We start from the raw sequence: 21,327 nt of genomic DNA, 5'->3' as shown, positions 1-21,327 counted from the left end.
CACGGCCCGAAAAAAGACGGCCGCCGCATGCGAACGTGCATGCGGCGGGTTACATCACGTCACGTCAGGCGGCCGCTTCCGCCGACACGCGACGCACGCCCATTGCCCGCAACGTGTCGGCGATCGCGGCGACCGCGCCCGGGATGCCGGCTTCGCCGAAGTGGCCAATGCAGCCGACCCGGAACGTCTCGACCTCGGTCAGCTTGCCCGGATACAGGATGTAGCCGCGCTGCTTGACCTCCTGATAGAACCGCTTGAAGTCGTAGTTCGGATCGTCCGGTGCATGGAACGTGACGATGATCGGCGCCTGGATCGCCGGATCGAGGAACGGCCGGAAGCCGAGCGCGAGCATCCCGTCGATCAGCGCGCGATAGTTGCGCTGGTAGCGGCCGCCGCGTGCCGCGAGCCCGCCTTCGTCGACGTATTGCGCGACGGCGGCGTCGAGTGCCGCGACCACGTGCGTCGGCGGCGTGAAGCGCCACTGCGTCGTGCGCTGCATGTAGACCCACTGGTCGTACAGGTCCATCGCGAGCGAGTGGCTGTTGCCTTCGCAGCGTTCGAGCGCGCTGCGCTTCGCGATCACGAAGCCGAGCCCCGGCACGCCTTCGAGGCATTTGCCGGATGCAGCGATCACCGCGTCGAACGGCGTCGTGCGCGCATCGATGTCGATCGCGCCGAACGAGCTCATCGCGTCGACGATCAGCGCGCGGCCGTGCTTCGCGACGACCTGCGCGATGTCGTGCAGCGGGTTCAGCACGCCGGCGCCCGTTTCGCAGTGCACGAGCGCGACGTGCGTGATGGTCGGATCGGCGGCGAGCGCGCGCTCGACGTCGGCCGGATCGACGCGGCGATCCTCGCTGTAGTCGATCGTCGTCAGCTGGCGGCCGAGCACGCGGCAGATCTTTGCGATGCGCTGGCAGTACGCGCCGTTGTTCGGCACGAGCACGTGGCCGTCGCGCGGCACGAGCGTGCCGAGGGCCGCTTCGACCGAGAACGTGCCGCTGCCTTGCAGCGGCACGCATTCGTGCGTGCCTTCGCCGTGCACGATCTGCAGCAGGCGTTCGCGCAAGCGCGCGGTGATCGCGTTGAAGTCGCTGTCCCACGACCCCCAGTCGCGCAGCATCGCGTCGCGCGTGGTGTCGGAGGTCGTCAGGGGGCCAGGGGTGAGCAGGATGGGCTGGGCGGCGAGCGTCATGGTGTCTCCTTGATGAAGTCGGGACGTCACGTGAATACGGTCAAAGAATCAACGGCGATGCGGATTGCGCCAGGCCTGCGTGCGGCGCAACAGTCGATGCGAGATGCACGCGAACAGCACGCACGCGAACGACGACGTCGCGAGCACGAGCGTGGCCATCGCGGCGGCCGGGCCCATCTGGCCCGCGTCGTCGAGGTTCAGGATCGCGACCGAGGCGGGCTGCGTGTCGGGCGAGTAGAGGAACGCGACGGCCGAGACCGTCGTCATCCCGTTCACGAACAGATAGCGCGCGATCAGCAGGATCGCCGGCAGGCATACCGGCACGGTCACGCGCAGGAAGGTCTTGTAGAACGGCACCTTCAGCGACGCGGACACGGCCTCGAACTCGCTGTCGATCTGCCGGAGCGCGGTGACGGCGGTCAGGTGGCTCGATGCGTAGTAGTGCACCACCGTGACGATCGCGAGCAGCCACAGCGACCCGTACAGCCCGTTCAGCGGATTGCCGGGCGCGTTGAACAGGAAGATGTAGCTGATGCCGAGCACGAGCCCCGGCACGCCCATCGGCAGGATCGCGCACAGCGCGATGAAGCCGCGCAGCCAGCGCGCGCCGCGGGTCTTCTCGATCAGGTAGGCGCCGCCGAACACGACGATCGTGCCGCCGAGCGCCACGGTCGCGGCCATCCGCAGGCTGTTCTTGTACGCGTCGAAGATGCCGGCGCCGATCAGCCCCATCTCGTAGTGCTGCAGCCCGACGCGCATCTGGTACGGCCAGAACTTCACGAACGACGCGAACACCGAGATGCCGACCACCGCGATGAAGAACGCGCACACGATGCCGCAGTACGCGAGCATCGCGGCGTCGAAGCCGCGCGACGGCTTCGGCTGGTACGGCGTCGAGCGTGCGCCGAGCTGCGACTGCTGGCGGCGGCGGATGAAGAAGTCGACGCCGAACGCGACGAGGGCCGGACACAGCAGCATCAGGCTCACGACCGCGCTGCGGTTGAAATCCTGCAGGCCGATGATCAGCTTGTAGATGTCGGTCGACAGTACGTTGTACGAACCGCCGATCACCACCGGCACGCCGAAGTCGTTGATGCACATCGTGAACGCCACCATCGTCGCGCTGATCAAGCCGTACTTCGCACCGGGCAGCGTGATCGTGAAGAACTTGCGGATGCGACTCGTGCCCATCGCGTCGGCGGCCTCGTAGAGCCGGCCGTCGGCCAGCGACAGCGCGGTGACGAGGATCATCAGCACGTGCGGGAACGACGCATACACCATGCTCAGCACGATGCCCGGCAGCCCGTAGATCGAATGGCCGTGCAGCAGCGGCTTGAGCAGCCCCGCGTTGCCGAACCAGTAGATGAACGACACCGCGGACAGCAACGTCGGCGCGAGCAGCGGCAGCAGCGCGATCGTGCGCGCCGCGTTCTTCAGCGGCATGCACGAGCGCGTCAGCGCGTAAGCGAACGTGAACGCCATCGGCACGACGATCGACGTGACGAGCGCGCCGACCGTCAGTGAATGCAGCATCGAGCGCAGCACGCCGCTGTCCTCGAGATACTCGACGAAGTTGTGCGCGCCGACGAAGCGCCCGTCCGCATCGACGAAGCATTTCTGCACGACGAGCGCGAGCGGCAGCAGCAGGAACATCGACATCAGCGCGGCCATCGCGACGAGCGCGAGCTGCGCGATGCGGTCGTGCCAGTGCGTGATCTGCCGCACGTCGGCGGGGGCGGAGGCGCCGCGGCGGCGCTCGGTCAGGACGGTGCTCATTGCAGTCGCTCCTTCGCGCTCGGGAACACGCGGACATGCTCGCGATCGAGCGCGAGGTCGATGCGCGCGCCGGCCTGCACGCCGGTGCGGTCGACGTCGTGATACGACAGGTCGGCGACGATCTCCTGGCCGTCGAGCCCGTCGATCCGGAAGCTCACGCGGCAGAACGCGCCGAGGAATTCGAGCTTCTCGACGCGGCCGGCCAGCACGTTGTCGGCCGTCTCGCCCGGCACGCGGATGCGCAGGTCCTCAGGCCGCACGTAGACCGACACCGCCGCGCCTTGCGCCGGCCGTGCCGTGCCATGGCGGCAGTCGAGGCCGACCGCGCCCGCGCGCAGCGAGCCGTCCTGCGCGACTTCGGCGGGAATCGTGTTGACGCGGCCGATGAAGTCCGCGACGAACGGCGACGCGGGCTGCCGGTAGATTTCGAGCGGCGTGCCGATCTGCTCGATCACGCCGTGGTTCATCACGACGATGCGATCGGCCATCGACAGCGCTTCTTCCTGGTCGTGCGTGACCATGATCGTCGTCACGCCGAGCCGCTGCTGCAGCGCGCGGATCTCCTGGCGCAGCCGCACGCGCACCCGCGCGTCGAGCGCCGACAGCGGCTCGTCGAGCAGCAGCAGGCCAGGGGAGGTGGCGAGTGCGCGCGCCAGTGCGATGCGCTGCTGCTGGCCGCCGGACAGCTGGCCCGGATGCTTGCGATGGCTGTCGGGCAGGCCGACCAGCGCGAGCAGCGTGTGCACGCGCTCGTGGATCGCGTCGCGCTTCATCTTGCGGTTCACGAGCCCGTACGCGACGTTGTCGTACACGGTGAGGTTGGGGAACAGCGCGTACGACTGGAACACGATCCCGTAGTCGCGCAGTTGCGGCGGCAGCCGCGAGATGTCGCGGCCGTCCTGCATGATGTGGCCGGCGTTCTGCGTCTCGAGCCCCGCGATGATCCGCAGCAGCGTAGTCTTGCCGCAGCCGGACGGCCCCAGGAAGCAGATCATTTCGCCCTTCATCACGCTCAGGTTGATGTCGGTCAGGACCTGCGTGTCGTTGTACCGCTTCTCGATGCGTTCTACGCTCAGATAAGGTGCCATGCGCGCCTCCATGCTGGGGCGGCCCGGGGGCCGGATTCGACGATGGAAAGGGTGGCGCGGGGCGGCGCGCGGCGCGGCCCCGCGGCGGGTCGCGGTATTACTGCTGCGCTTTCGCGCCGTAGCGCTTCTGCCACGTATCGAGAATCGACTGGCGGTTCTTCGCCGACCACACGAAGTCGTTCTTCACGAGCAGGTCCGAGTAGTTGTCGGGGATGCCGGCCAGCTTGCGCGCGACGCCCGGGTACGCGACGATCGCCCACCAGCGCGCGGTGATCTGGTTCGCCTCCTTGCTCGCCATGAAGTCGGCCAGCTTCTTCGCGGCGTCGGGCTGCTTCGTCGTCTTCATGATCGCGGTGCCTTCCATGTCCCAGCCGAGCCCTTCCTTCGGGAACACGAGATCGATCGGCGCGCCCTGCGACTGCAGTTCGTGGCCGCGGAACTCGAACGAGATGCCGATCGGGAATTCGCCGGTGCCGGCGAGCGTGCACGGTTTCGAGCCCGAGTGCACGTATTGCGCGACGTTCTTGTCGAGCGCGTCCATGAATTTCCAGCCTTTGTCGTCGCCGAAGGTCTGCAGCCACGCGGTCACGTCGAGGTAGCCGGTGCCGGACGAAACCGGGCTCGGCATCACGATCGCGCCTTTATAGACGGGCTTCGTCAGGTCTTCCCACGACGTGGGCTTCGGGATGCCCTTCGCCTGCGCGGCGACGCGGTTGTAGCAGATCGTCGCGCCCCACACGTCCATGCCGACCCAGTGCGGCGGCGTGTTGGCGTCGCTGTACTTGCGCGTGAGCTGGTCGAAGCCCTTCGGCGCGTACGGCATCAGCATCCCCTGTAGGTCGAGCAGCGTCAGGCTCGACGCAGCGAGGCCGAGCACGACGTCCGCGCGCGGGTTGTTCTTCTCCGCGAGCAGCTTCGCGGTGACCGAGCCGGTCGAGTCGCGCACCCAGCGGATCTCGATATCGGGGTTCGCTTTCTCGAACGCGTCCTTGTAGGGCTTCATCGCCTCGTCTTCCAGCGCGGTATAGACGAGCAGCGACGTCTTCGCGTGCGCCGCCTGCACCGCGCCGAGCGCGACCGCCGCGGCCAGCGCGAAACGGGCCGCGCCCGCCGCCCATGCGTTCAAACGCTTGTTTACCGGCACTTCGTTCATCTTCAGACCCCTTGACTGTGGCGCCGCGGCACGCGGCGGATGAGTGGAGACCAGCCCTCTTGCTGCACCGTTGTTTTGCTTTCTGTTCTCTGCATGTTGTTGACAATCTACAAATCATCAATTTTAATGTCAAGCATGGAAAACACCTCCCTTCGGCGCGGCGCGGGCGCCGACGGCTCACCCCTTCGACCTGAAAGGAATGAACGTCATGAATGAAACGCCTGTATCCGTGGAAGTGAACGGCCGCCGCTACAACTGGATGAGCCGGCCCGTGGTGGTCGTCTGCGTCGATGGCTGCGCATACGAATATCTGGAAGAAGCGGCCGAGGCCGGCGTCGCACCGTTCCTGCGCACGCTGCTGAAGCCGGGCACGGCGCTCAAGGGCGAGTGCGTGGTGCCGAGCTTCACGAACCCGAACAACCTGTCGATCGTGACAGGCGTGCCGCCGGCGGTGCATGGGATAAGCGGCAACTACTTTTACGATCGCGACACCGGCGCCGAGGTGCTGATGAACGATCCGAAGTACCTGGTCGCACCGACCGTGCTCGCGACCTTCGCGGAGCAGGGTGCGAAAGTCGCGGTCGTCACCGCGAAGGACAAGCTGCGCCGCCTGCTCGGCAAGGGGCTGAAGGGCATCTGCTTCTCGTCCGAAAAGGCCGATGAGGCGAGCATCGAGGAAAACGGCATCGACAACGTGCTCGAGCTGGTCGGCAAGCCGGTGCCGAGCGTGTACAGCGCGGACCTGTCGGAATTCGTGTTCGCGGCCGGCGTGCGCCTGCTCGAGACGCGCCCGATCGACCTGATGTACCTGTCGACCACCGACTACGTGCAGCACAAGTGCGCGCCCGGCACGGAAGGCGCGAACGCGTTCTACGCAATGATGGACACGTACCTGCAGCGTCTCGACGCGCTCGGTGCGATCGTCGCGATCACGGCCGACCACGGAATGAATGCGAAGCACGACGACGAAACCGGCGAGCCGAACGTGATCTACCTGCAGGAGCTGTTCGACGAGTGGCTCGGCGAGGATGCGGCGCGCGTGATCCTGCCGATCACCGATCCGTACGTCGTGCACCACGGCGCGCTCGGCTCGTTCGCGACCGTCTACGTGCCGGCGACGGCCGACGCCGAAGCGCTGCGCGCACGGCTCGCCGCGGTCGACGGCATCGAGGTCGTGCTCACGGGCGCCGAGGGTTGCGCGCGCTTCGAGCTGCCGCCGGCGCGGATGGGCGACCTGATCGTGATCTCGAAGCAGGACGTCGTGCTCGGCACGCGCCGCATCAAGCACGACTTGTCGGGTCTCGACGTGCCGCTGCGCTCGCACGGCGGGATCTCGGAGCAGATCGTGCCGCTGATCTTCAGCAAGCCGGTCGCCGGCGACGTCTCGGGCCGCGCGCGGCTGCGCAACTTCGACATCATCGACATCGCGCTCAACCATCTGCAGTGATGCGCACGCATCCGTAAGGGGACACACTCATGAACGCCATTGCAGCATCGCCGGACGTCCGCGAGATTCGTCGCGAAGCACTGCGAATCGATGGGGAACGGATTCATCGGGACGCGGTAATCGAAGTGCGCAACCCGTACGACGGCGCGCTGGTCGGCACCGTGCCGAAGGCGACGCTGGACGACGTGCGGCGCGCGTTTGCCGCCGCACGTGCCTACCGGCCGACGCTGACGCGCCACGATCGCGCGGCGATCCTGCGCCGCGCGGCCGACATCGTGCGCTCGCGCACCGCCGAGATCGCGGCGCTGATCACGGCCGAGGCCGGCTTGTGCATCAAGGATTCGACGTACGAAGCGGGCCGCGTGGCCGACGTGCTGACGTTCGGTGCCGGGGAAGTGCTGAAGGACGACGGGCAGATCTTCTCGTGCGACCTGACTCCGCACGGCAAGAAGCGCCGCGTGTACACGCAGCGCGATCCGCTGCTCGGCGTGATCTCGGCGATCACGCCGTTCAATCACCCGATGAACCAGGTCGCGCACAAGATCGTGCCGTCGGTCGCGACCAACAACCGGATCGTCGTGAAGCCGTCGGAGAAGGTGCCGCTGTCGTGCTACCTGTTCGCGGACATCCTGTACGAAGCCGGCCTGCCGCCGCAGATGCTGCAAGTGCTCACCGGCGACCCGAAGGAGATTGCCGACGAGCTGATCACGAACCCGGCGATCGATCTCATCACGTTCACGGGCGGCGTATCGATCGGCAAGTCGATTGCGTCGCGGATGGGCTACCGGCGCGCGGTGCTCGAACTCGGCGGCAACGATCCGATCATCGTGATGGAAGATGCCGACCTCGACGAAGCGAGCACGCTTGCGGTATCGGGCTCGTATAAAAACTCGGGCCAGCGCTGCACGGCGATCAAGCGGATGCTCGTGCACGAGTCGGTGGCCGATCGCTTCACGGAGCTGGTGGTCGAGAAAACCAGGGCGTGGTCGTACGGCAACCCGGCCGATCCGTCGGTGGACATGGGCACGGTGATCGACGAAGCGGCCGCGAAGTTCTGCGAGCAGCAGGTGAATGACGCAATCGCACGCGGTGCGCGGCTGCTGGTCGGCAACGTGCGCAACGGCGCGCTGTATTCGCCGACGGTGATCGATCGCGTGACGCCCGACATGCCGCTCGTGAAGTACGAAACCTTCGGCCCCGTGTCGCCGATCATGCGCTTTCGCGACATCGACGACGCGATCCGGATGTCGAACAGCACCGACTATGCGCTGTCGTCATCGGTCTGCACGAACCGCTTCGACCACATCACGCGCTTCATCACCGAGCTGGAAGTCGGCAGCGTGAACGTGCGCGAGGTGCCGGGCTACCGGCTCGAGCTGACGCCGTTCGGCGGCGTGAAGGATTCGGGGCTCGGGTACAAGGAGGGCGTGCAGGAAGCAATGAAGAGCTTCACGAATACGAAGACGTATTCGCTGCCGTGGTAAGCGACGCGTGATGCGCGCGCGCCGGCTCGAAGGCCGGCGCGCGGAGATTCCCCGGGCGGATGCGCCCGCGATGGCCGCCAGGCGACGGTCAATCGTCGTCGTCGTGGTGGTGATGTCGCCAGCCGCGATGCCAGCCGTTGTCGTGACGGTAGCGGCGATAGCGATATTCGCCGTAGTACGGGCCGTAATAGGCGGGTGCCGGCTCGTACACGACGGGCGGCGGCGTGTAGTAGACAGGCGGCGGCGCCTCGATCACCGGCCCCGGCACGCCCAAGTACACGCCGACGTCGGCGTGCGCGAATGCGCCTGCCGACAGGCAGGCGGCCGCGAGGCCGACGGCACTGGAGAACAGGATGCGTTTCATTTGCCGTTCACTCCGTTCGCGGGGCAAGGCCCGCGAGCAACAGGTTGACCTGCCTTCATGGTACGTAGCGCATGCCGAACGGGTGATACCACGGTGTCGCTTCTGTAACCGCCGGTAACGAATCGTCGGATCATTGCCGCGCTGCATCGCGACGGATTTCATCTGAGGGATGAGGGGGGCTGGCCGGCGCGTTATTCGTCGCGCTCATATCGATAGCCGATTTGCGTTTTTGCCGGGCCTCGACGCGTCGGTAGAATTCGCGGACCTCTCGAACGGCATATATGTGCCGCGGGACCATTCCCTCCAATCATTCGGGGTCCGCACCATGAAATTCCTTCGCTCCATCCTGGTCGTCGCCATGCTGCAGGCCGTTTCGGTCACGAGCGCGCTGGCTGCCGACGACCTGTCGCAGATCAAGTCGTCCGGCGTGTTCCGGGTCGGTACCGAAGGCACGTACGCGCCGTTCACGTACCACGACGAAACCGGCAAGCTGACGGGCTTCGACGTCGACATCGCGACCGCGATCGCGCAGCGCCTCGGCGTGAAGCCGCAGTTCGTCGAAGGCAAGTGGGACGGGCTGATCGCGGGCCTCGACGTGAACCGCTACGACGCGGTCGTCAACGAAGTGTCGATCACCGACGCGCGCAAGGCGAAATACGATTTCTCGACGCCGTACATCACGTCGCGCGCGGTGCTGATCGTGCGTGCGGACAACACGACGATCCGCTCGTTCGACGACCTCAAGGGCAAGAAATCCGCGAACACGCTGACCAGCAATTTCGGCAAGCTCGCGGCCGCGCACGGCGCGGACGTCGTGCCCGTGCAGGGCTTCAACGAATCGATCGACCTGCTGAGCTCGGGGCGCGTCGACGCGACGATCAACGATTCGCTGTCGTACCTCGATTTCCGCAAGCACAAGCCGGACGCGAAGCTGAAGATCGCGGCGACCGACACGGGCGGCGCGAGCGACGCATCGGGCGTGCTGCTGCGCAAGGGCAGCCCCGCGCTGGTGGCCGCGATCGACAAGGCGCTCGCGGACATCAAGGCCGACGGCACCTACGCGAAGATCTCGCAGAAGTATTTCGGCCGCGACGTGTCGCAGCCGTGACGCGAGGCTGAACGATGCCGGCCTGGCTTCACCTGATGGCGGAATCGCTGCGGCCCCTGCTCGTCGCGGGGCTCGTGTTCACGGTGCCGCTCACGCTCGCGTCGTTCGCGATCGGCCTGTTGCTCGCCTTCGGCGCGGCGCTCACGCGGCTGTTCGGGCCGCGCTGGGCGCAGGCCGCCGTCCGTTTCTACATCTGGCTGTTTCGCGGTTCGCCGCTGCTCGTGCAGCTGTTCGTAATTTTCTACGGGCTGCCGAGCGTCGGCATCGTGCTCGATCCGCTGACGGCAGCGGTGATCGGCTTCTCGCTGAACGTCGGCGCGTACAACGCCGAGGTGATCCGCGGCGTGATCGAATCGATTCCGAAGGGGCAGTGGGAAGCCGCGTACTCGATGGCGATGACGCGCCCGCAGGCGCTGCGCCGCGCGATCCTGCCGCAGGCCGCGCGCGTCGCGCTGCCCGCATTGTCTAATTCGTTCATTTCGCTCGTGAAGGACACGTCGCTCGCGGCCGTGCTGACCGTGCCGGAAATCTTCCAGGCCGCGCAGCGGATCGCGGCCGTGACCTACGAGCCGATGATTCTCTATACGGAAGCCGCGCTGGTCTATCTGCTGCTCAGCTCGGTGCTGTCCACGCTGCAGCGTCGCCTCGAAATCCGCTTCGGCCGTCATGCGCTGTTCCAGGCGGAACTGCGATGATCAGGCTCGAACGCATCGACAAGTCGTTCGGCACGCATCGTGTGCTGCAAGGGATCGACCTCGCGTTGCAACCCGGCAGCGTGACGGCGCTGATCGGGCCGTCCGGCAGCGGCAAGAGCACGCTGCTGCGTTGCGTGAACCTGCTCGAAGTGCCCGAGGCGGGCACGCTGACGGTCGGCGACGCGCGCATCGACTTCTCGCCGGCGCACCGGCCGGCGCGCGATGCCGTGTTCGCGGTGCGACGCCAGACCGGCATGGTGTTCCAGAACTTCCAGCTGTTTCCGCACCTGAGCGTCGTGCAGAACGTGATGGAAGGGCTCGTCACCGTGCAGCGCTGGCCGCGCGAGCGGGCCCGCGAACGCGCGCTCGCGCTGCTCGAGAAGGTCGGCATCGCGGACAAGGCCGACGCGTGGCCCGGCACGCTGTCGGGCGGCCAGCAGCAACGCGTCGCGATCGCGCGTGCGCTCGCGCCGTCGCCGCAGGTGCTGTTGTGCGACGAGCCGACGTCGGCGCTCGACCCGGAACTGTCCGTCGAAGTGGTCGAGGTGCTGCGCCAGCTCGCACGGGAAGGCACGACGATGCTGATGGCCACCCACGACCTGCGCCTGGCCGCATCGATTGCACACGACGCGGTGTTTCTCGCGGAAGGCCGCGTTGTCGAAGCCGGTGCGTCGCGCGACCTGTTCGGCGACCCGCGCGATCCGCGTACCGCGAAATTCATCTCGACGCTCGCGCAGGGCGTGCCGGTGTTCTGACGCGGCACACGTGACAAGCGACATGCGCTACAGCTGGCGTCAACCTTGCGCTGATGCGTCGAGCACCGCCGCGACGATCGCCTCCGGCGCATCTTCCTGCACCAGATGGCCTGCGCCCGGCACCCGAATCAGCTGGCCGTGTGCGATGCGATCGGCCAGCGCCTGCCCCTGTTCGAGCGGAATCCACGCGTCGTCCTCGCCCCACACGATGCGCACCGGAAAGTCCGGCGGCGCGTAACGGGCCTCGGCTTCCTCGATGTAGCGCTGGCGCATCTGCGCGATCTGGCGATAGAACGCGGCCTGCCCGTCGGGCGTGAGCCACGGCGCGCGGTAGATCGACAGCGCCTCGTCGCTCAGCGGCCGCGCGACCGCCTTGCCGAGATACGCCGACACCAGCGCGTGATGCGCATACGCGGGCAATCCGGTGAAGGCGGCTTCGTGCTGCGCGACATGACGCACGAACGGCGAACCCTGCGGCGCGATCGCGACCGGATTCACGAGCGTGAGATCCGCATAGGCGACGCCGTCGAGAAAGTGCGCGCGCAGCACGGTTGCGCCGCCGTAGTCGTGCGCGAGTACGCGGGGGCGTGAGATGTTCCACTCGTCGAGCAGCGCGCCGAACAGCCTGTTCTGGCGGCCGAGCGACACGTCCGCGTCCGGCATGTCGGACTGACCGTAACCGAGCAGGTCGTAGAAGAACACGCGATGACGCCGCGCGAGCCACGGCGCGATCCGGCGCCACACCTGCGACGAAAACGGCGTGCCGTGCACGAGCACGAGCGGCGGGCCTTCGCCGATCGTTCCCCAGGCAATCCGGTGGCCTTCGAAAATGAAGCGGTTGGCGAGTTCGAGCATCGGCCTCTCCGTGCTAACCTGTTTTGGTTGTTAACAGGTTACTCCCGATTGCCCGGGTATGAAACCGATAGGTGAAAATAAATGGTTACTCGACACGAGTCCGCGCGGGCCGCGCACGCATGGGGTTCAGCCGATTTCGTCGGCGGCCATCCGGCGCTCGATTTCCTCAACACGGTGGCCGATACGGGCAAGACGCGCGACGCGGACAAGCTCGTCGACTGGCCGGCCGTGCATGCGTGGGCGGAACGATCGGGGCTGCTGGCGCCGGCCGATCTGGCGCGGATGCTGCGTCATGCGCGGCAGGACGACGCGGACGCGCTGGCGGCGCTGCATCGCTTTCGCGAGGATGCCTACACGGCAATCTCGCACCTGACGGCCGGAGGCGGCGGCACGACCGGCGCGCGCGCGGCGGACCGGCTCGCCGTCGCGATTCGCGAGGCGATCGGGCGCAGCGCGTTCGATGCGGTCGACGGCCGGTTCGCGTGGCGGCCCGACGCGCGTGCCGCGTCGCGCTGGGTCGACGCGGCCGCACTCGGCTTCGAGCAACTGCTGCGCAGCGACGATTTCGCGCGGGTGAGGCAGTGCGGCCGGTGCACGTGGTTCTTCGTCGATCGCGGCCGCGGCGTCGGGCGCCGCTGGTGCGACATGCGCACATGCGGGAACCGCGCGAAGGTGGAGGCGTTCAGGGAGCGGTGACGCGCGCGCCGTACCGCTTGTCGTGCCACGCGATGTGCGGCCGGCGCGCGAGCATCATGGGGCGACCTCGTGCGACCGATGCTCCGGCCACAGCGTCGCGGCGACGAACAGCCCGGCCGCGAGGAACGGCGCACCGATTGCGAGCAGGATGGCCGTGAGGCCCCAGCGATCCCAGAAGCGGTCGACGACCGCGCGCTCGGGGGTGACGGGGTCGTACAGCACGTTGACCGCTTCGCCTTCCTGCAGGCCCGGATGCGACGACGCCGCGCCCTGGGCGAACGTGATCCGGCGTCCGCTGTCGGTCGTGAACGCGACGATCGCCGAATACAGCGACGTGCGCGAGCGGGCCGATCGCGCATTTTTTGCGATCTCGACGACGTGGCCGGTTGAGCGCGCGTAGTGGTGGGCGATCTGCCACTGACGCAGGCCGGCTGCGCCGGCACCGGCAATGAAGCCCGTGCCGATCGTGATCGGAATCAGCACGATCGCGATATCCCAGCGGCGTCGCGCCTGCTTGCGCTCGGCCCGGGCGGGCGGCGCATCGGATTGCATGCGGTGGCGCTTGCCGGCGATCAGCAGGGCGCCGATCGCGAACGACGCGACGGCGAGCAGCGCCGCCACCGCCGCCGGAAACCAGCGTTGCGCGAAATCGTCGATCAGCGCGGGGCGCTCGGGATGGACGGGATCGAGCAGGACCTCGACGTTCTCGCCGATGTCGTAGGCGGGGGTGGTCGACGCGGTATTGCCAGCGACCTCGCGGCGCTGGCCGTCGTTCGCGAGATACGCGACGATCGGCCGGTACGCGCGCATCGCGTCGCTGTCCTGCACGATACGGACGACCGTGCCCGGCGTGCGGACCAGATGACCGGTCGCCTGGCCGGTCGTGACGGCGAGCACGCCTGCCAGTACGAGCAGTACGACGCCGAGCGCCATGGCGACAAGCGCGTCCTTACCCGGCATGGCCGGATCCGGTTCGTGCGTCGCACTGCGGATGCCGGTGTGATCGGGGGAATGGCGTGTCCTCACGGACCGGCCGATATCGGCGCAACCAGGCTCTCTGAATGGTCGCGTCTCGGTTACATGCTTCCATGTCTGACGTCCCATGTTCTCTCAGTGCCGGCGGGCAAACGGCAGTGCCTGCGCCGGTCGTGTGATATTTGTCGGACGATTCTAGCGGAAACGATGTGGAACAGGCGTGCGATGGCGTACTGCGACAGGACGCGCGCCGCGCGTGCGACGGCGGAAAAGGAAAAAGCCCGGTTAGCTTTCGCTAACCGGGCTTCGGAATTCCTGGTGGGGCGTGAGTGACTCGAACACTCGACCTACGGATTAAGAGTCCGCTGCTCTACCAACTGAGCTAACGCCCCCAACAGAAGAAAGATTATGCACGGGTATTTCGGGTCTTGCAAGCCCTTTCTGCAAATTTCCTGAAAATATTTCGTCACCACGACGGCAGTTGCCGGCCCGATCACGAGCGATCGCAGTTTTCGCGCTCCCGGTATGATGACGCCACACGTGTTGCGCGGCGGTCGCGCAACGCTTTCTGGGCTTCCCGAAGATGGACGAAAACGCAGTCCGCGAATTGCTGGATCGCCTGCTGGCCCCCTGGGTCCGCTCGCTCGGTCTGGTTCCCGTGTCGATCGGCGACGACAGCGTCACGCTGCGCCTGCCGTTTTCCGGCGAATTCCGCCATTCGGGCGGCATCATCTGCGGCCAGGTGTTCACGGCGGCCGCCGACACCGCGATGGTGGTCGCGATCTCGGTCGCGCTCGGCGAGTTCCGGCCGATGACCACCGTATCGCTGAACACGAACTTCATGCGGCCCGTGCGCAAGGGCGACGTGCTCGTCACCGCACGCGTGCTGCGGATGGGCCGCAATCTCGTGTTCGGCGAAGTCGAACTGTTCGACGAGGACGGCAAGATGGCCGTTCACGCGACGTCGACCTACGCGCTCGTCAGCTGAGCGGCGCGATGTTCGACCAGATCGTCTTTGCGGGCGGCGGTAATCGCTGCTGGTGGCAGGCTGGCTTCTGGGACGTCGCCCAGCCGGCGCTCGGCCTGCGCCCGCGCGTGATCACCGGCATCTCGGCCGGCGCGGCGACCGCGTGCATGCTGTATACGCGCGACGCCGCCTGGGTGATGCGCTATTACGAAGAGGCGCTGCGCCACAACCGGAAGAACGCGTACTGGGGCAACCTGTTCGGGCGCGAGCCCGTGTTTCCGCATTACCGGATTTACCGCCAGGCGCTGCTCGACATCTACGGCGAGCCGTTCGCGAAGCTGGCCGCGGCGCCGGAGATCCGCATCGGCGTGTCGCATGTGCCACGCTGGCTCGGCGCGCGCAGCGCGGTGGCCGCCGGGCTCGTCGCGTACAACATCGAGAAGTACGTGCGCAAGACGCTGCACCCGACGCTCGGGCGCTCGCTCGGCTTTCGGCCGGAATTCGTGCGCGCGCAGGCCTGCGCGCGCGTCGACGATCTCGCCGATCTGATCCTGCAGTCGTCCTGCACGCCGCCGTTCACGCCGGTGCTGCGCCGCGGCGGCCGGCCCGTGCTGGATGGCGGGATGGTCGACAACGTGCCGGTCGACGCGCTCGACCCGACGCCCGGCGACGTGCTGGTGCTCGTCACGCGGCTGTACCCGCGCCCGCAGATGTTCACGGTCGCGCACGGCGAGCAGCGACGGCTGTACGTCCAGCCGTCGAGCAAGGTGCCGATTTCGAGTTGGGATTACACGAGCCCGTCGCAGATGCGGCATGCGTACGACCTCGGGCGGCGCGACGGCGAGCATTTCCTCACGCGCGTCGGCGCGATGACGGGCGGCCGCGTGGCCGCCTGAAGACGGGAAGCAGGAGGAGCAGGAAGCGGGGCCGCGCGGCAGGCGCGGCCCGCGGCGCTCAGCGCACGCGGCGCGGCGTCAGTGCTTCCGGGTTGACGACGCTCGACATGTCGCCCTGGTCGAACGCCAGAATGTTCCGGAATGCCGCGCTGAAGTAGAGCTCGTAGCTTTCGCGCTCGACGTAGCCGATGTGCGGCGTGCAGATCACGTTTTCCATCCGCAGCAGGCTGTAGCCCTGCAGGATCGGCTCGCTCTCGAACACGTCGATCGCGACCATCCCCGGGCGGTTGTGCGACAGCGCGTTGACCAGTGCATTTTCCTCGAGCAATTCGGCACGGCTCGTGTTGACGAGCAGCGACGTCGGCTTCATCCGCATCAGGTCTTCCTGCTTCACGATCCCGCGCGTGTCGTCATGCAGGCGCAGGTGCAGCGACAGCACGTCGCTCTGCTCGAACAGCGCTTCGCGGCTTTCGGCGGCCGTATAGCCGTCGGCGCGCGCGGCCTCGAGCGAATGCTCGCGGCCCCAGATCAGCACGTTCATCCCGAACGCCTTGCCGTAGCCGGCGACGAGCCGGCCGATCTTGCCGTAGCCCCAGATGCCGAGCGTCTGGCCGCGCAGCACCTGGCCGAGGCCGAAGTTCGGCGGCATCGCCGACGTCTTCAGGCCCGACTGTTGCCACGCGCCTTGCTTCAGGTTCGCGACGTATTGCGGAATGCGGCGCTGGGCGGCCATCACGAGCGCCCAGGTCAGTTCCGCGGGGGCAATTGGCGAGCCGGTGCCTTCGAGCACGGCGATGCCGCGGTCGGTACACGCCTCGAGATCGATGTGGCTCGAAATGCGTCCGGTCTGGCTGATCATGCGCAGGTTCGGCAGCTTGGCGAGCAGTTGCGACGAAATCGGGGTCCGTTCGCGAATCAGCACGAGCGCCTCGACTTCCGCCAGACGGCTGGCGAGCTGTCCCAATCCGCGCACCGTATTGTTGAAGACCTTCACGTCGTGGTCGGCAAGCATCTCGAAGCAGTTCAGCTTGCGGACGGCGTCCTGGTAGTCGTCGAGGATGGCAATTTTCATGGTGAGCGGGTGTCGCGCGTTGAAAGCGGCGGTGGCGGCGGCGCACGTCGCGCACCCGTCCCGCCCGGCCGGGGCCGACATGATGCTACGTCGGCCGCCTTCATGGTGTCTTTTTAACAGGTTGTTACGCTCCGCCGCAATTGGCGGCGGCCTGACCCGGCGCCGCTTGCGCGACGGGTGGAAGGGTGCGCTGTTGTGTCGCATCAAATACGTCCTTCCTGATTCGGCCACTTACTCGACGAGGTTCACCCAATTGTTGCTCCAATCAGAATAATTGGATCAACTATCCGCATAAGGCGAGGATTTTTGACTATTTTTATCGTCAACCGGGGCCTTGTTGAGCAACTCTGCATCATTTCCGCTGTCGTAGGAGAATTACGCATTTGCTTCATCTTTTTGAAGTTGTAACAGCGGCAGGAGTCGTTTATGGATCATTTGCAGTCGATGCGCGTGTTCGTCAAGGTTGCAGATCTCGGCAGTTTTGCGCGGGCCGCGAGTGCAATGGATATCTCCAACGCGGTCGCGACGCGTCACGTCGCCGATCTGGAAGGCCGGCTCGGCACGCGTTTGCTGAACCGCACCACGCGCAGCCTTTCCCTGACGGAGTCGGGCCAGGTCTATCTGGAGCGTGCTCGCCAGATCCTCGATGAGCTCGAGGACGTCGAGCAGATGGTCGTTGCGCGCAATCACGAGCCGGTCGGAACGTTGCGCATCGTTGCGCCTGTCGTGTTCGGCCTGCACAACCTCGCGCCCGTGTTGCAGTCGTACACGGAGAATTTCCCGAAAGTGGTGCCGGATCTCACGCTGGTCGACCGGCAGGTCGATCTCGTCGAGGAAGGCTTCGACGTCGGCATCGTCGTCACGCGCCAGATGCGCAGCGCGAGCATCGTCACGCGGCGCCTGACCACCGGCTGCATGACCGTGTGCGCGACGCCGAGCTATCTGGAGAAGCACGGCGTACCGACCCATCCGGAGCATCTCGCCGAGCACCCGAGCCTGAGCCTGCCGACCGAATACTGGGGTGACGAGCGTGTGTTCACGGGGCCGGACGGCGAAGTGCGCGTGCGCCCGACCAATGTGATCGTCGCGAACAACACCGCGATGCTGCGCCAGTTCGCGCTGCTCGGGATGGGGGTCGCGATTCTGCCGAGCTACCTGATCGGCGGCGATATCGCGCGCGGCGCGCTCGTGCGGCTGCTGCCGGATTTCCGGCTGCCGCAGGTCGAGATCAACATCGCTTACCCGAGCCGGCGCCATCTGCCCGCGAAGGTGCGCACGTTCATCGACCACCTCGTCGAGCATTTCAGCCACTCGACCGACGCGACGATGGGCGAGCAGTGGGCCGCGCAGAGTTCGGCGCTCGCGCCGATCGGTGTCGAGACACGTGCCGAGCAGCCGGAAGCGGCCGACCCGAACCTGTCGCCGCGTCTGCCGCGTTCGCCGCGCACGCGCGTTGCGGCGCCGTCGCCGCTGTAACGGCACGACGGCCTGGCGGCGGTTGCCGCCGGCACAAAGAAAAACGCGGATCGAGCAATCGATCCGCGTTTTTTTATGGCTGCCTGCCAGAGTTCGGCATGGCCGGGGAGCCCGGCCGCCAGGCCGTCACGAGCCCGTCTTGCGCGCCGTCGTCTTGCGGGCGGCGGTCTTGCGGGCCGGTGCCGGTTTCTCTTCGGCGCCTTCCGTCACGGTTTCGGCATCCTTCGTCGCCGATTTTGCCGTCTTCTTCGCGGCAGCGGCCTTCGGCTCCTTCTTCTCGAACTCGAAGCCGATCTTGCCGTCCGGCTGCTTCACGAGGAAGGCCTTGAAGTTGCGTCCCGTGCGCGACGACTTGAAGTTCGGCAGCAGATCCGTGCGGCCGTCGGCCAGCAGCTTGCCCATCTGCTCGCGCGTGATTTCCTGCTGCAGGATCACCTTGCCCGAGCGGAAATCGCAGGTCTTCGGGTTGGCCACCGAGTGCTCGCACACGTAGCTCATCCCGTGCTCGAACACGCGGCCCTTGCACTTCGGGCACGCGCCGACCGGCTCCTGTGCGGAAAAGTCGGGCGCTTCGCCTTCCTCACCGCCGGTGTCCTGGCCGAAATCGAACTCGAGCTTGTAGTTCTTCGTCTCGTCGTCGAAGGACAGCTTGAGGATCGCCGAGAACGGGCGGCCCATCTTGCTGCGGAAGCCGGACAGCGGGCCGATCGTCTTCTCGCGCAGCAGCTCCTCGACTTCCGCGATCTCGAACTGCCGGCTGCCCGGGATCTTCGAGATCGAGAACTCGCACTTCGTGCACGCGAAGCGGCGGTAGTTTTCCTTCACCTGGCCGCCGCAGTTCGGGCACGGCGTCTCGAGCGTCGCGTAATCGCCGGGGATCGTGTCCGAATCGTATTCCTTCGCGCGCTTGACGATCTGCTGCGTCATGCGGGCGATTTCCTGCATGAACGCTTCGCGCCCGAGGTTGCCGCGCTCCATCTGCGACAGCTTGTATTCCCATTCGCCGGTAAGCTCGGGCGCGGTGAGTTCCTTCACGCCGAGCCCGCGCAGCAGCGTCATCAGCTGGAATGCCTTCGCGGTCGGGATCAGTTCGCGGCCTTCGCGCACGAGGTATTTCTCGCCGAGCAGGCCTTCGATGATCGCCGCGCGCGTGGCCGGCGTGCCGAGGCCCTTCGCGGCCATCGCCTCGCGCAGTTCGTCGTCCTCGACGAGCTTGCCCGCGCCTTCCATCGCGGACAGCAGCGTCGCTTCCGAGTAGCGTGCGGGCGGCTTCGTGACGAGCGCGACGGCGGCGATTTCGTCCGTCTTCACCTTCTCGTCCTTCTGCACCGGCACGAGGTTCGCATCCGCGCCTTCGGCGTCGCGGCCGTACACCTGCAGCCAGCCCGGCTCGACCAGCACCTTGCCTTCGGTCTTGAAGTGATGGCCGGCGACTTCGGTGATCCGCGTCGTGACGCGGAATTCGGCGGCCGGGAAGAACACGGCGAGGAAGCGCTTCACGACCATGTCGTACAGCTTCTGCTCCGGCTCGGACAGCGACTTCGGCGCCTGCAGCGTCGGGATGATTGCAAAGTGGTCGCTGATCTTCGAGTTGTCGAAGATCCGCTTGTTCGGCTTCACCCAGCCCTTGTCGAGCACCTGCTTCGCGTGCGGCAGGTAGTTGTTGCTCTCCTTGAGCATCTCGAGCGTGGACTGGACCGTCGACAGGTAGTCTTCCGGCAGCGCGCGCGCGTCGGTACGCGGGTAGGTCAGCACCTTGTGCTTTTCATACAGCGCCTGCGCGAGGCCGAGCGTGTTCTTCGCGGAGAAGCCGAAGCGGCTGTTCGCTTCACGCTGCAGGCTCGTCAGGTCGAACAGCAGCGGCGACAGCTGCGTCGACGGCTTCGATTCCTCGGAGACCGTGCCGATCTGGTCGCGGCACGCGGCGACGATCGTTTCGGCCGCCGGCAGGCTCCACAGGCGGGAGTCGCGCTTTTCCGGATCGAATTCGTCGCGCTTGAATTTAGGGTCGTACCACTTGCCTTCGTAGAAGCCGCCCGCGCACGCGAATTCGGCCTTCACTTCCCAGTAGTCGCGCGGGACGAAGCGGCGGATTTTCTCTTCACGTTCGACGACGATCGACAACGTTGGCGTCTGAACGCGGCCCACTGTCGTCAGGAAGAAGCCGCCGCCCTTGCTGTTGAACGCGGTCATCGCGCGGGTGCCGTTGATCCCGACGAGCCAGTCGGCTTCCGAGCGGCAGCGTGCGGCGTCGGCGAGCGGCAGCATGTCCGCGTCGCTGCGCAGGTTCGCGAAGCCGTCGCGGATCGCCTGCGGGGTCATCGACTGCAGCCACAGGCGCTGGACCGGCTGCTTCGCCTTCGCATGCTGCGCGATCAGGCGGAAAATCAGCTCGCCCTCGCGCCCCGCGTCACATGCGTTGATCAGGCGGTCGACGTCCTTGCGCTTCAACAGCTTGGTGAGCACCTTGAGGCGCGACTCGCTTTTTGCGATCGGGTTCAGGTCGAAATGCGGGGGGATGACGGGCAGATGCGCGAAGCTCCATTTCCCGCGCTTGACCTCGTACTCTTCCGGGGCGGCGATTTCCAGCAGGTGGCCGACAGCGGACGAAAGGACGAAATCGTCGCTCTCGTAATACTCGTCATGCTTGGTAAAGCCGCCCAAAGCGCGTGCGATGTCGTTCGCGACAGAAGGCTTTTCCGCAATGATCAGTGCTTTGGACATGACAGGTGTGTGTTGGTAGACCGGGTTCGCCGGTTGTGGGTCCCTTTTACGACCGCTTTATAGCACACGCCGCAGCAATGGCGGCTCAGCGCGTAAAAAGCGGCTCATCATAGAGGGGGGGCGCAACGGCGGCAAGCGCCCGGCGCGGCGGGGCGCGCAAACGCGCGCTAAACCACCGGCCGGCTCGCGAATTCAGGCTTCGACGGCCAGGATGTTGCGCAATTTCGGTGCGTGCGGCGCACCGGGTACCGCGCTCAGGTCGGACAGCATCCGCTCGACGATCGCCGCATGCGGCAGCACCGTGCCGAAGAAGCGGGCGGTGTGGGTATCTTCGATCAGGATGGTCGGGAAGTTCTCGACGTCGAGATCGTCGAGCTGATCGGCATGCGTTTCGATGTCGATCCAGGCAAAGCAGGCGTCCGGATGCGCGTCGGCGAGCTGGTCGAAGGCCGTCCGGTAGTCGCGGCACGTGCCGCACCACTCGGCGCACAGGCAGGCGACGAGCAACGTGCCGGGATCGGCGAGGCGCTCGGCGATCCGATCCGCATCGGTGTCGAGATTCAGCGCGGGCATGGGTTTCCTTGGGTATCGTCGGCGGCCT

At 66.5% G+C, this 21,327-nt stretch carries 19 protein-coding genes and 1 tRNA gene; 9 read left to right on the top strand and 11 right to left on the bottom strand.

What is annotated here, in order from left to right; translation table 11 throughout:
* Positions 1–64: 64 nt before the first annotated feature.
* The 4 genes from CFB45_RS17635 to CFB45_RS17620 form a co-directional block, all read right to left on the bottom strand.
* Entirely contained in the window at positions 65–1,195 is a 1,131-nt protein-coding gene (locus tag CFB45_RS17635) for a 2-aminoethylphosphonate--pyruvate transaminase (protein ID WP_089426610.1), read from the bottom strand.
* 48 nt (positions 1,196–1,243) lie between these two features.
* Positions 1,244–2,971, bottom strand: coding sequence for a putative 2-aminoethylphosphonate ABC transporter permease subunit (locus CFB45_RS17630; protein ID WP_089426609.1), 1,728 nt, complete (start codon positions 2,969–2,971; stop codon positions 1,244–1,246).
* Positions 2,968–4,059 carry a putative 2-aminoethylphosphonate ABC transporter ATP-binding protein gene (locus tag CFB45_RS17625; RefSeq protein ID WP_089426675.1) on the bottom strand — a complete coding sequence of 364 codons (1,092 nt, stop codon included), beginning with the start codon at positions 4,057–4,059 and terminating at the stop codon, positions 2,968–2,970. Before CFB45_RS17625 ends, CFB45_RS17630 begins: the two co-directional genes overlap by 4 nt.
* 97 nt (positions 4,060–4,156) lie before the next feature.
* Positions 4,157–5,212: a putative 2-aminoethylphosphonate ABC transporter substrate-binding protein gene (locus CFB45_RS17620; protein WP_089426608.1), complete on the bottom strand. Its 1,056-nt coding sequence runs from the start codon at positions 5,210–5,212 to the stop codon at positions 4,157–4,159.
* Positions 5,213–5,420: 208 nt separating this feature from the next.
* Between CFB45_RS17620 and phnA the strand changes: the two genes are divergently transcribed.
* Together phnA and phnY are read left to right on the top strand one after the other, a co-directional pair.
* The gene (gene phnA, locus CFB45_RS17615) at positions 5,421–6,659 is read left to right on the top strand and encodes a phosphonoacetate hydrolase (RefSeq protein ID WP_047852694.1); all 1,239 of its coding nucleotides are present in this window, start codon (positions 5,421–5,423) and stop codon (positions 6,657–6,659) included.
* A gap of 29 nt (positions 6,660–6,688) precedes the next feature.
* Positions 6,689–8,143 carry a phosphonoacetaldehyde dehydrogenase gene (gene phnY, locus CFB45_RS17610; RefSeq protein WP_089426607.1) on the top strand — a complete coding sequence of 485 codons (1,455 nt, stop codon included), beginning with the start codon at positions 6,689–6,691 and terminating at the stop codon, positions 8,141–8,143.
* 88 nt (positions 8,144–8,231) lie between these two features.
* Here the strand turns inward: phnY and CFB45_RS17605 are convergent, their stop codons facing one another.
* Positions 8,232–8,507: a hypothetical protein gene (locus CFB45_RS17605; protein ID WP_089426606.1), complete on the bottom strand. Its 276-nt coding sequence runs from the start codon at positions 8,505–8,507 to the stop codon at positions 8,232–8,234.
* Between the two features lie 325 nt (positions 8,508–8,832).
* On the opposite strand from CFB45_RS17605, the gene CFB45_RS17600 reads away from it, so the two are divergent.
* The 3 genes from CFB45_RS17600 to CFB45_RS17590 are packed head-to-tail and all read left to right on the top strand — an operon-like array spanning position 8,833 to position 11,065.
* The gene (locus tag CFB45_RS17600; RefSeq protein ID WP_043185191.1) at positions 8,833–9,615 is read left to right on the top strand and encodes an amino acid ABC transporter substrate-binding protein; all 783 of its coding nucleotides are present in this window, start codon (positions 8,833–8,835) and stop codon (positions 9,613–9,615) included.
* A gap of 14 nt (positions 9,616–9,629) precedes the next feature.
* A complete protein-coding gene (locus tag CFB45_RS17595) occupies positions 9,630–10,310 on the top strand; it encodes an amino acid ABC transporter permease (RefSeq protein WP_089426605.1) in 681 nt (226 codons plus the stop codon).
* The gene (locus CFB45_RS17590) at positions 10,307–11,065 is read left to right on the top strand and encodes an amino acid ABC transporter ATP-binding protein (protein WP_089426604.1); all 759 of its coding nucleotides are present in this window, start codon (positions 10,307–10,309) and stop codon (positions 11,063–11,065) included. Before CFB45_RS17595 ends, CFB45_RS17590 begins: the two co-directional genes overlap by 4 nt.
* A 39-nt stretch (positions 11,066–11,104) precedes the next feature.
* Here CFB45_RS17590 and CFB45_RS17585 read toward each other — a convergent pair whose 3' ends face one another.
* Positions 11,105–11,920 carry an alpha/beta fold hydrolase gene (locus CFB45_RS17585; RefSeq protein WP_089426603.1) on the bottom strand — a complete coding sequence of 272 codons (816 nt, stop codon included), beginning with the start codon at positions 11,918–11,920 and terminating at the stop codon, positions 11,105–11,107.
* Positions 11,921–12,001: 81 nt separating this feature from the next.
* Between CFB45_RS17585 and CFB45_RS17580 the strand changes: the two genes are divergently transcribed.
* On the top strand, positions 12,002–12,616 hold the full coding sequence (locus CFB45_RS17580) for a CGNR zinc finger domain-containing protein (RefSeq protein WP_089426602.1): 615 nt from the start codon (positions 12,002–12,004) through the stop codon (positions 12,614–12,616).
* A 54-nt stretch (positions 12,617–12,670) separates the two neighbouring features.
* Here CFB45_RS17580 and CFB45_RS17575 read toward each other — a convergent pair whose 3' ends face one another.
* Positions 12,671–13,720, bottom strand: a complete 1,050-nt coding sequence (locus CFB45_RS17575; protein ID WP_089426601.1) for a DUF3592 domain-containing protein — start codon at positions 13,718–13,720, stop codon at positions 12,671–12,673.
* Positions 13,721–13,907: 187 nt separating this feature from the next.
* Positions 13,908–13,983, bottom strand: a tRNA-Lys gene (locus CFB45_RS17570).
* A 191-nt stretch (positions 13,984–14,174) separates the two neighbouring features.
* Here CFB45_RS17570 and CFB45_RS17565 point away from each other — a divergent pair.
* Entirely contained in the window at positions 14,175–14,579 is a 405-nt protein-coding gene (locus CFB45_RS17565; protein WP_059232891.1) for a PaaI family thioesterase, read from the top strand.
* 8 nt (positions 14,580–14,587) lie between these two features.
* On the top strand, positions 14,588–15,454 hold the full coding sequence (locus CFB45_RS17560) for a patatin-like phospholipase family protein (protein WP_089426600.1): 867 nt from the start codon (positions 14,588–14,590) through the stop codon (positions 15,452–15,454).
* Between the two features lie 58 nt (positions 15,455–15,512).
* On the opposite strand, the gene CFB45_RS17555 is transcribed toward CFB45_RS17560, so the two are convergent.
* Positions 15,513–16,526 (bottom strand): D-2-hydroxyacid dehydrogenase family protein, encoded by a 1,014-nt coding sequence (locus CFB45_RS17555; protein ID WP_089426599.1) that lies wholly within the window; start codon positions 16,524–16,526, stop codon positions 15,513–15,515.
* Positions 16,527–16,952: 426 nt separating this feature from the next.
* Here CFB45_RS17555 and CFB45_RS17550 point away from each other — a divergent pair, with 426 nt between their 5' ends.
* A complete protein-coding gene (locus tag CFB45_RS17550) occupies positions 16,953–18,002 on the top strand; it encodes a LysR family transcriptional regulator (RefSeq protein WP_089426598.1) in 1,050 nt (349 codons plus the stop codon).
* Between the two features lie 126 nt (positions 18,003–18,128).
* Here CFB45_RS17550 and CFB45_RS17545 read toward each other — a convergent pair whose 3' ends face one another.
* Positions 18,129–20,726, bottom strand: a complete 2,598-nt coding sequence (locus tag CFB45_RS17545; protein ID WP_089426597.1) for a DNA topoisomerase III — start codon at positions 20,724–20,726, stop codon at positions 18,129–18,131.
* Positions 20,727–20,918: 192 nt separating this feature from the next.
* A complete protein-coding gene (locus CFB45_RS17540) occupies positions 20,919–21,299 on the bottom strand; it encodes a thioredoxin family protein (protein WP_039353754.1) in 381 nt (126 codons plus the stop codon).
* Positions 21,300–21,327 lie beyond the last annotated feature (28 nt).

Origin of the sequence: Burkholderia sp. HI2500 (assembly GCF_002223055.1) — a bacterium.
Taxonomy (GTDB): domain Bacteria; phylum Pseudomonadota; class Gammaproteobacteria; order Burkholderiales; family Burkholderiaceae; genus Burkholderia.
Note: the sequence above shows the minus strand (reverse complement) of the source record. Positions and strands in the feature narration are given on the sequence as shown.

Coding starts and splice junctions, on each gene's coding strand:
- CFB45_RS17600 (WP_043185191.1), top strand. CDS start 8,833: ATGAAATTCCTTCGCTCCATCCTGGTCGTCGCCATGCTGCAGGCCGTT.
- CFB45_RS17565 (WP_059232891.1), top strand. CDS start 14,175: ATGGACGAAAACGCAGTCCGCGAATTGCTGGATCGCCTGCTGGCCCCC.
- CFB45_RS17550 (WP_089426598.1), top strand. CDS start 16,953: ATGGATCATTTGCAGTCGATGCGCGTGTTCGTCAAGGTTGCAGATCTC.
- phnY (WP_089426607.1), top strand. CDS start 6,689: ATGAACGCCATTGCAGCATCGCCGGACGTCCGCGAGATTCGTCGCGAA.
- CFB45_RS17545 (WP_089426597.1), bottom strand. CDS start 20,726: ATGTCCAAAGCACTGATCATTGCGGAAAAGCCTTCTGTCGCGAACGAC.
- CFB45_RS17590 (WP_089426604.1), top strand. CDS start 10,307: ATGATCAGGCTCGAACGCATCGACAAGTCGTTCGGCACGCATCGTGTG.
- CFB45_RS17555 (WP_089426599.1), bottom strand. CDS start 16,526: ATGAAAATTGCCATCCTCGACGACTACCAGGACGCCGTCCGCAAGCTG.
- phnA (WP_047852694.1), top strand. CDS start 5,421: ATGAATGAAACGCCTGTATCCGTGGAAGTGAACGGCCGCCGCTACAAC.
- CFB45_RS17625 (WP_089426675.1), bottom strand. CDS start 4,059: ATGGCACCTTATCTGAGCGTAGAACGCATCGAGAAGCGGTACAACGAC.
- CFB45_RS17580 (WP_089426602.1), top strand. CDS start 12,002: ATGGTTACTCGACACGAGTCCGCGCGGGCCGCGCACGCATGGGGTTCA.
- CFB45_RS17575 (WP_089426601.1), bottom strand. CDS start 13,720: ATGGGACGTCAGACATGGAAGCATGTAACCGAGACGCGACCATTCAGA.
- CFB45_RS17620 (WP_089426608.1), bottom strand. CDS start 5,212: ATGAACGAAGTGCCGGTAAACAAGCGTTTGAACGCATGGGCGGCGGGC.
- CFB45_RS17635 (WP_089426610.1), bottom strand. CDS start 1,195: ATGACGCTCGCCGCCCAGCCCATCCTGCTCACCCCTGGCCCCCTGACG.
- CFB45_RS17630 (WP_089426609.1), bottom strand. CDS start 2,971: ATGAGCACCGTCCTGACCGAGCGCCGCCGCGGCGCCTCCGCCCCCGCC.
- CFB45_RS17595 (WP_089426605.1), top strand. CDS start 9,630: ATGCCGGCCTGGCTTCACCTGATGGCGGAATCGCTGCGGCCCCTGCTC.
- CFB45_RS17560 (WP_089426600.1), top strand. CDS start 14,588: ATGTTCGACCAGATCGTCTTTGCGGGCGGCGGTAATCGCTGCTGGTGG.
- CFB45_RS17585 (WP_089426603.1), bottom strand. CDS start 11,920: ATGCTCGAACTCGCCAACCGCTTCATTTTCGAAGGCCACCGGATTGCC.
- CFB45_RS17605 (WP_089426606.1), bottom strand. CDS start 8,507: ATGAAACGCATCCTGTTCTCCAGTGCCGTCGGCCTCGCGGCCGCCTGC.
- CFB45_RS17540 (WP_039353754.1), bottom strand. CDS start 21,299: ATGCCCGCGCTGAATCTCGACACCGATGCGGATCGGATCGCCGAGCGC.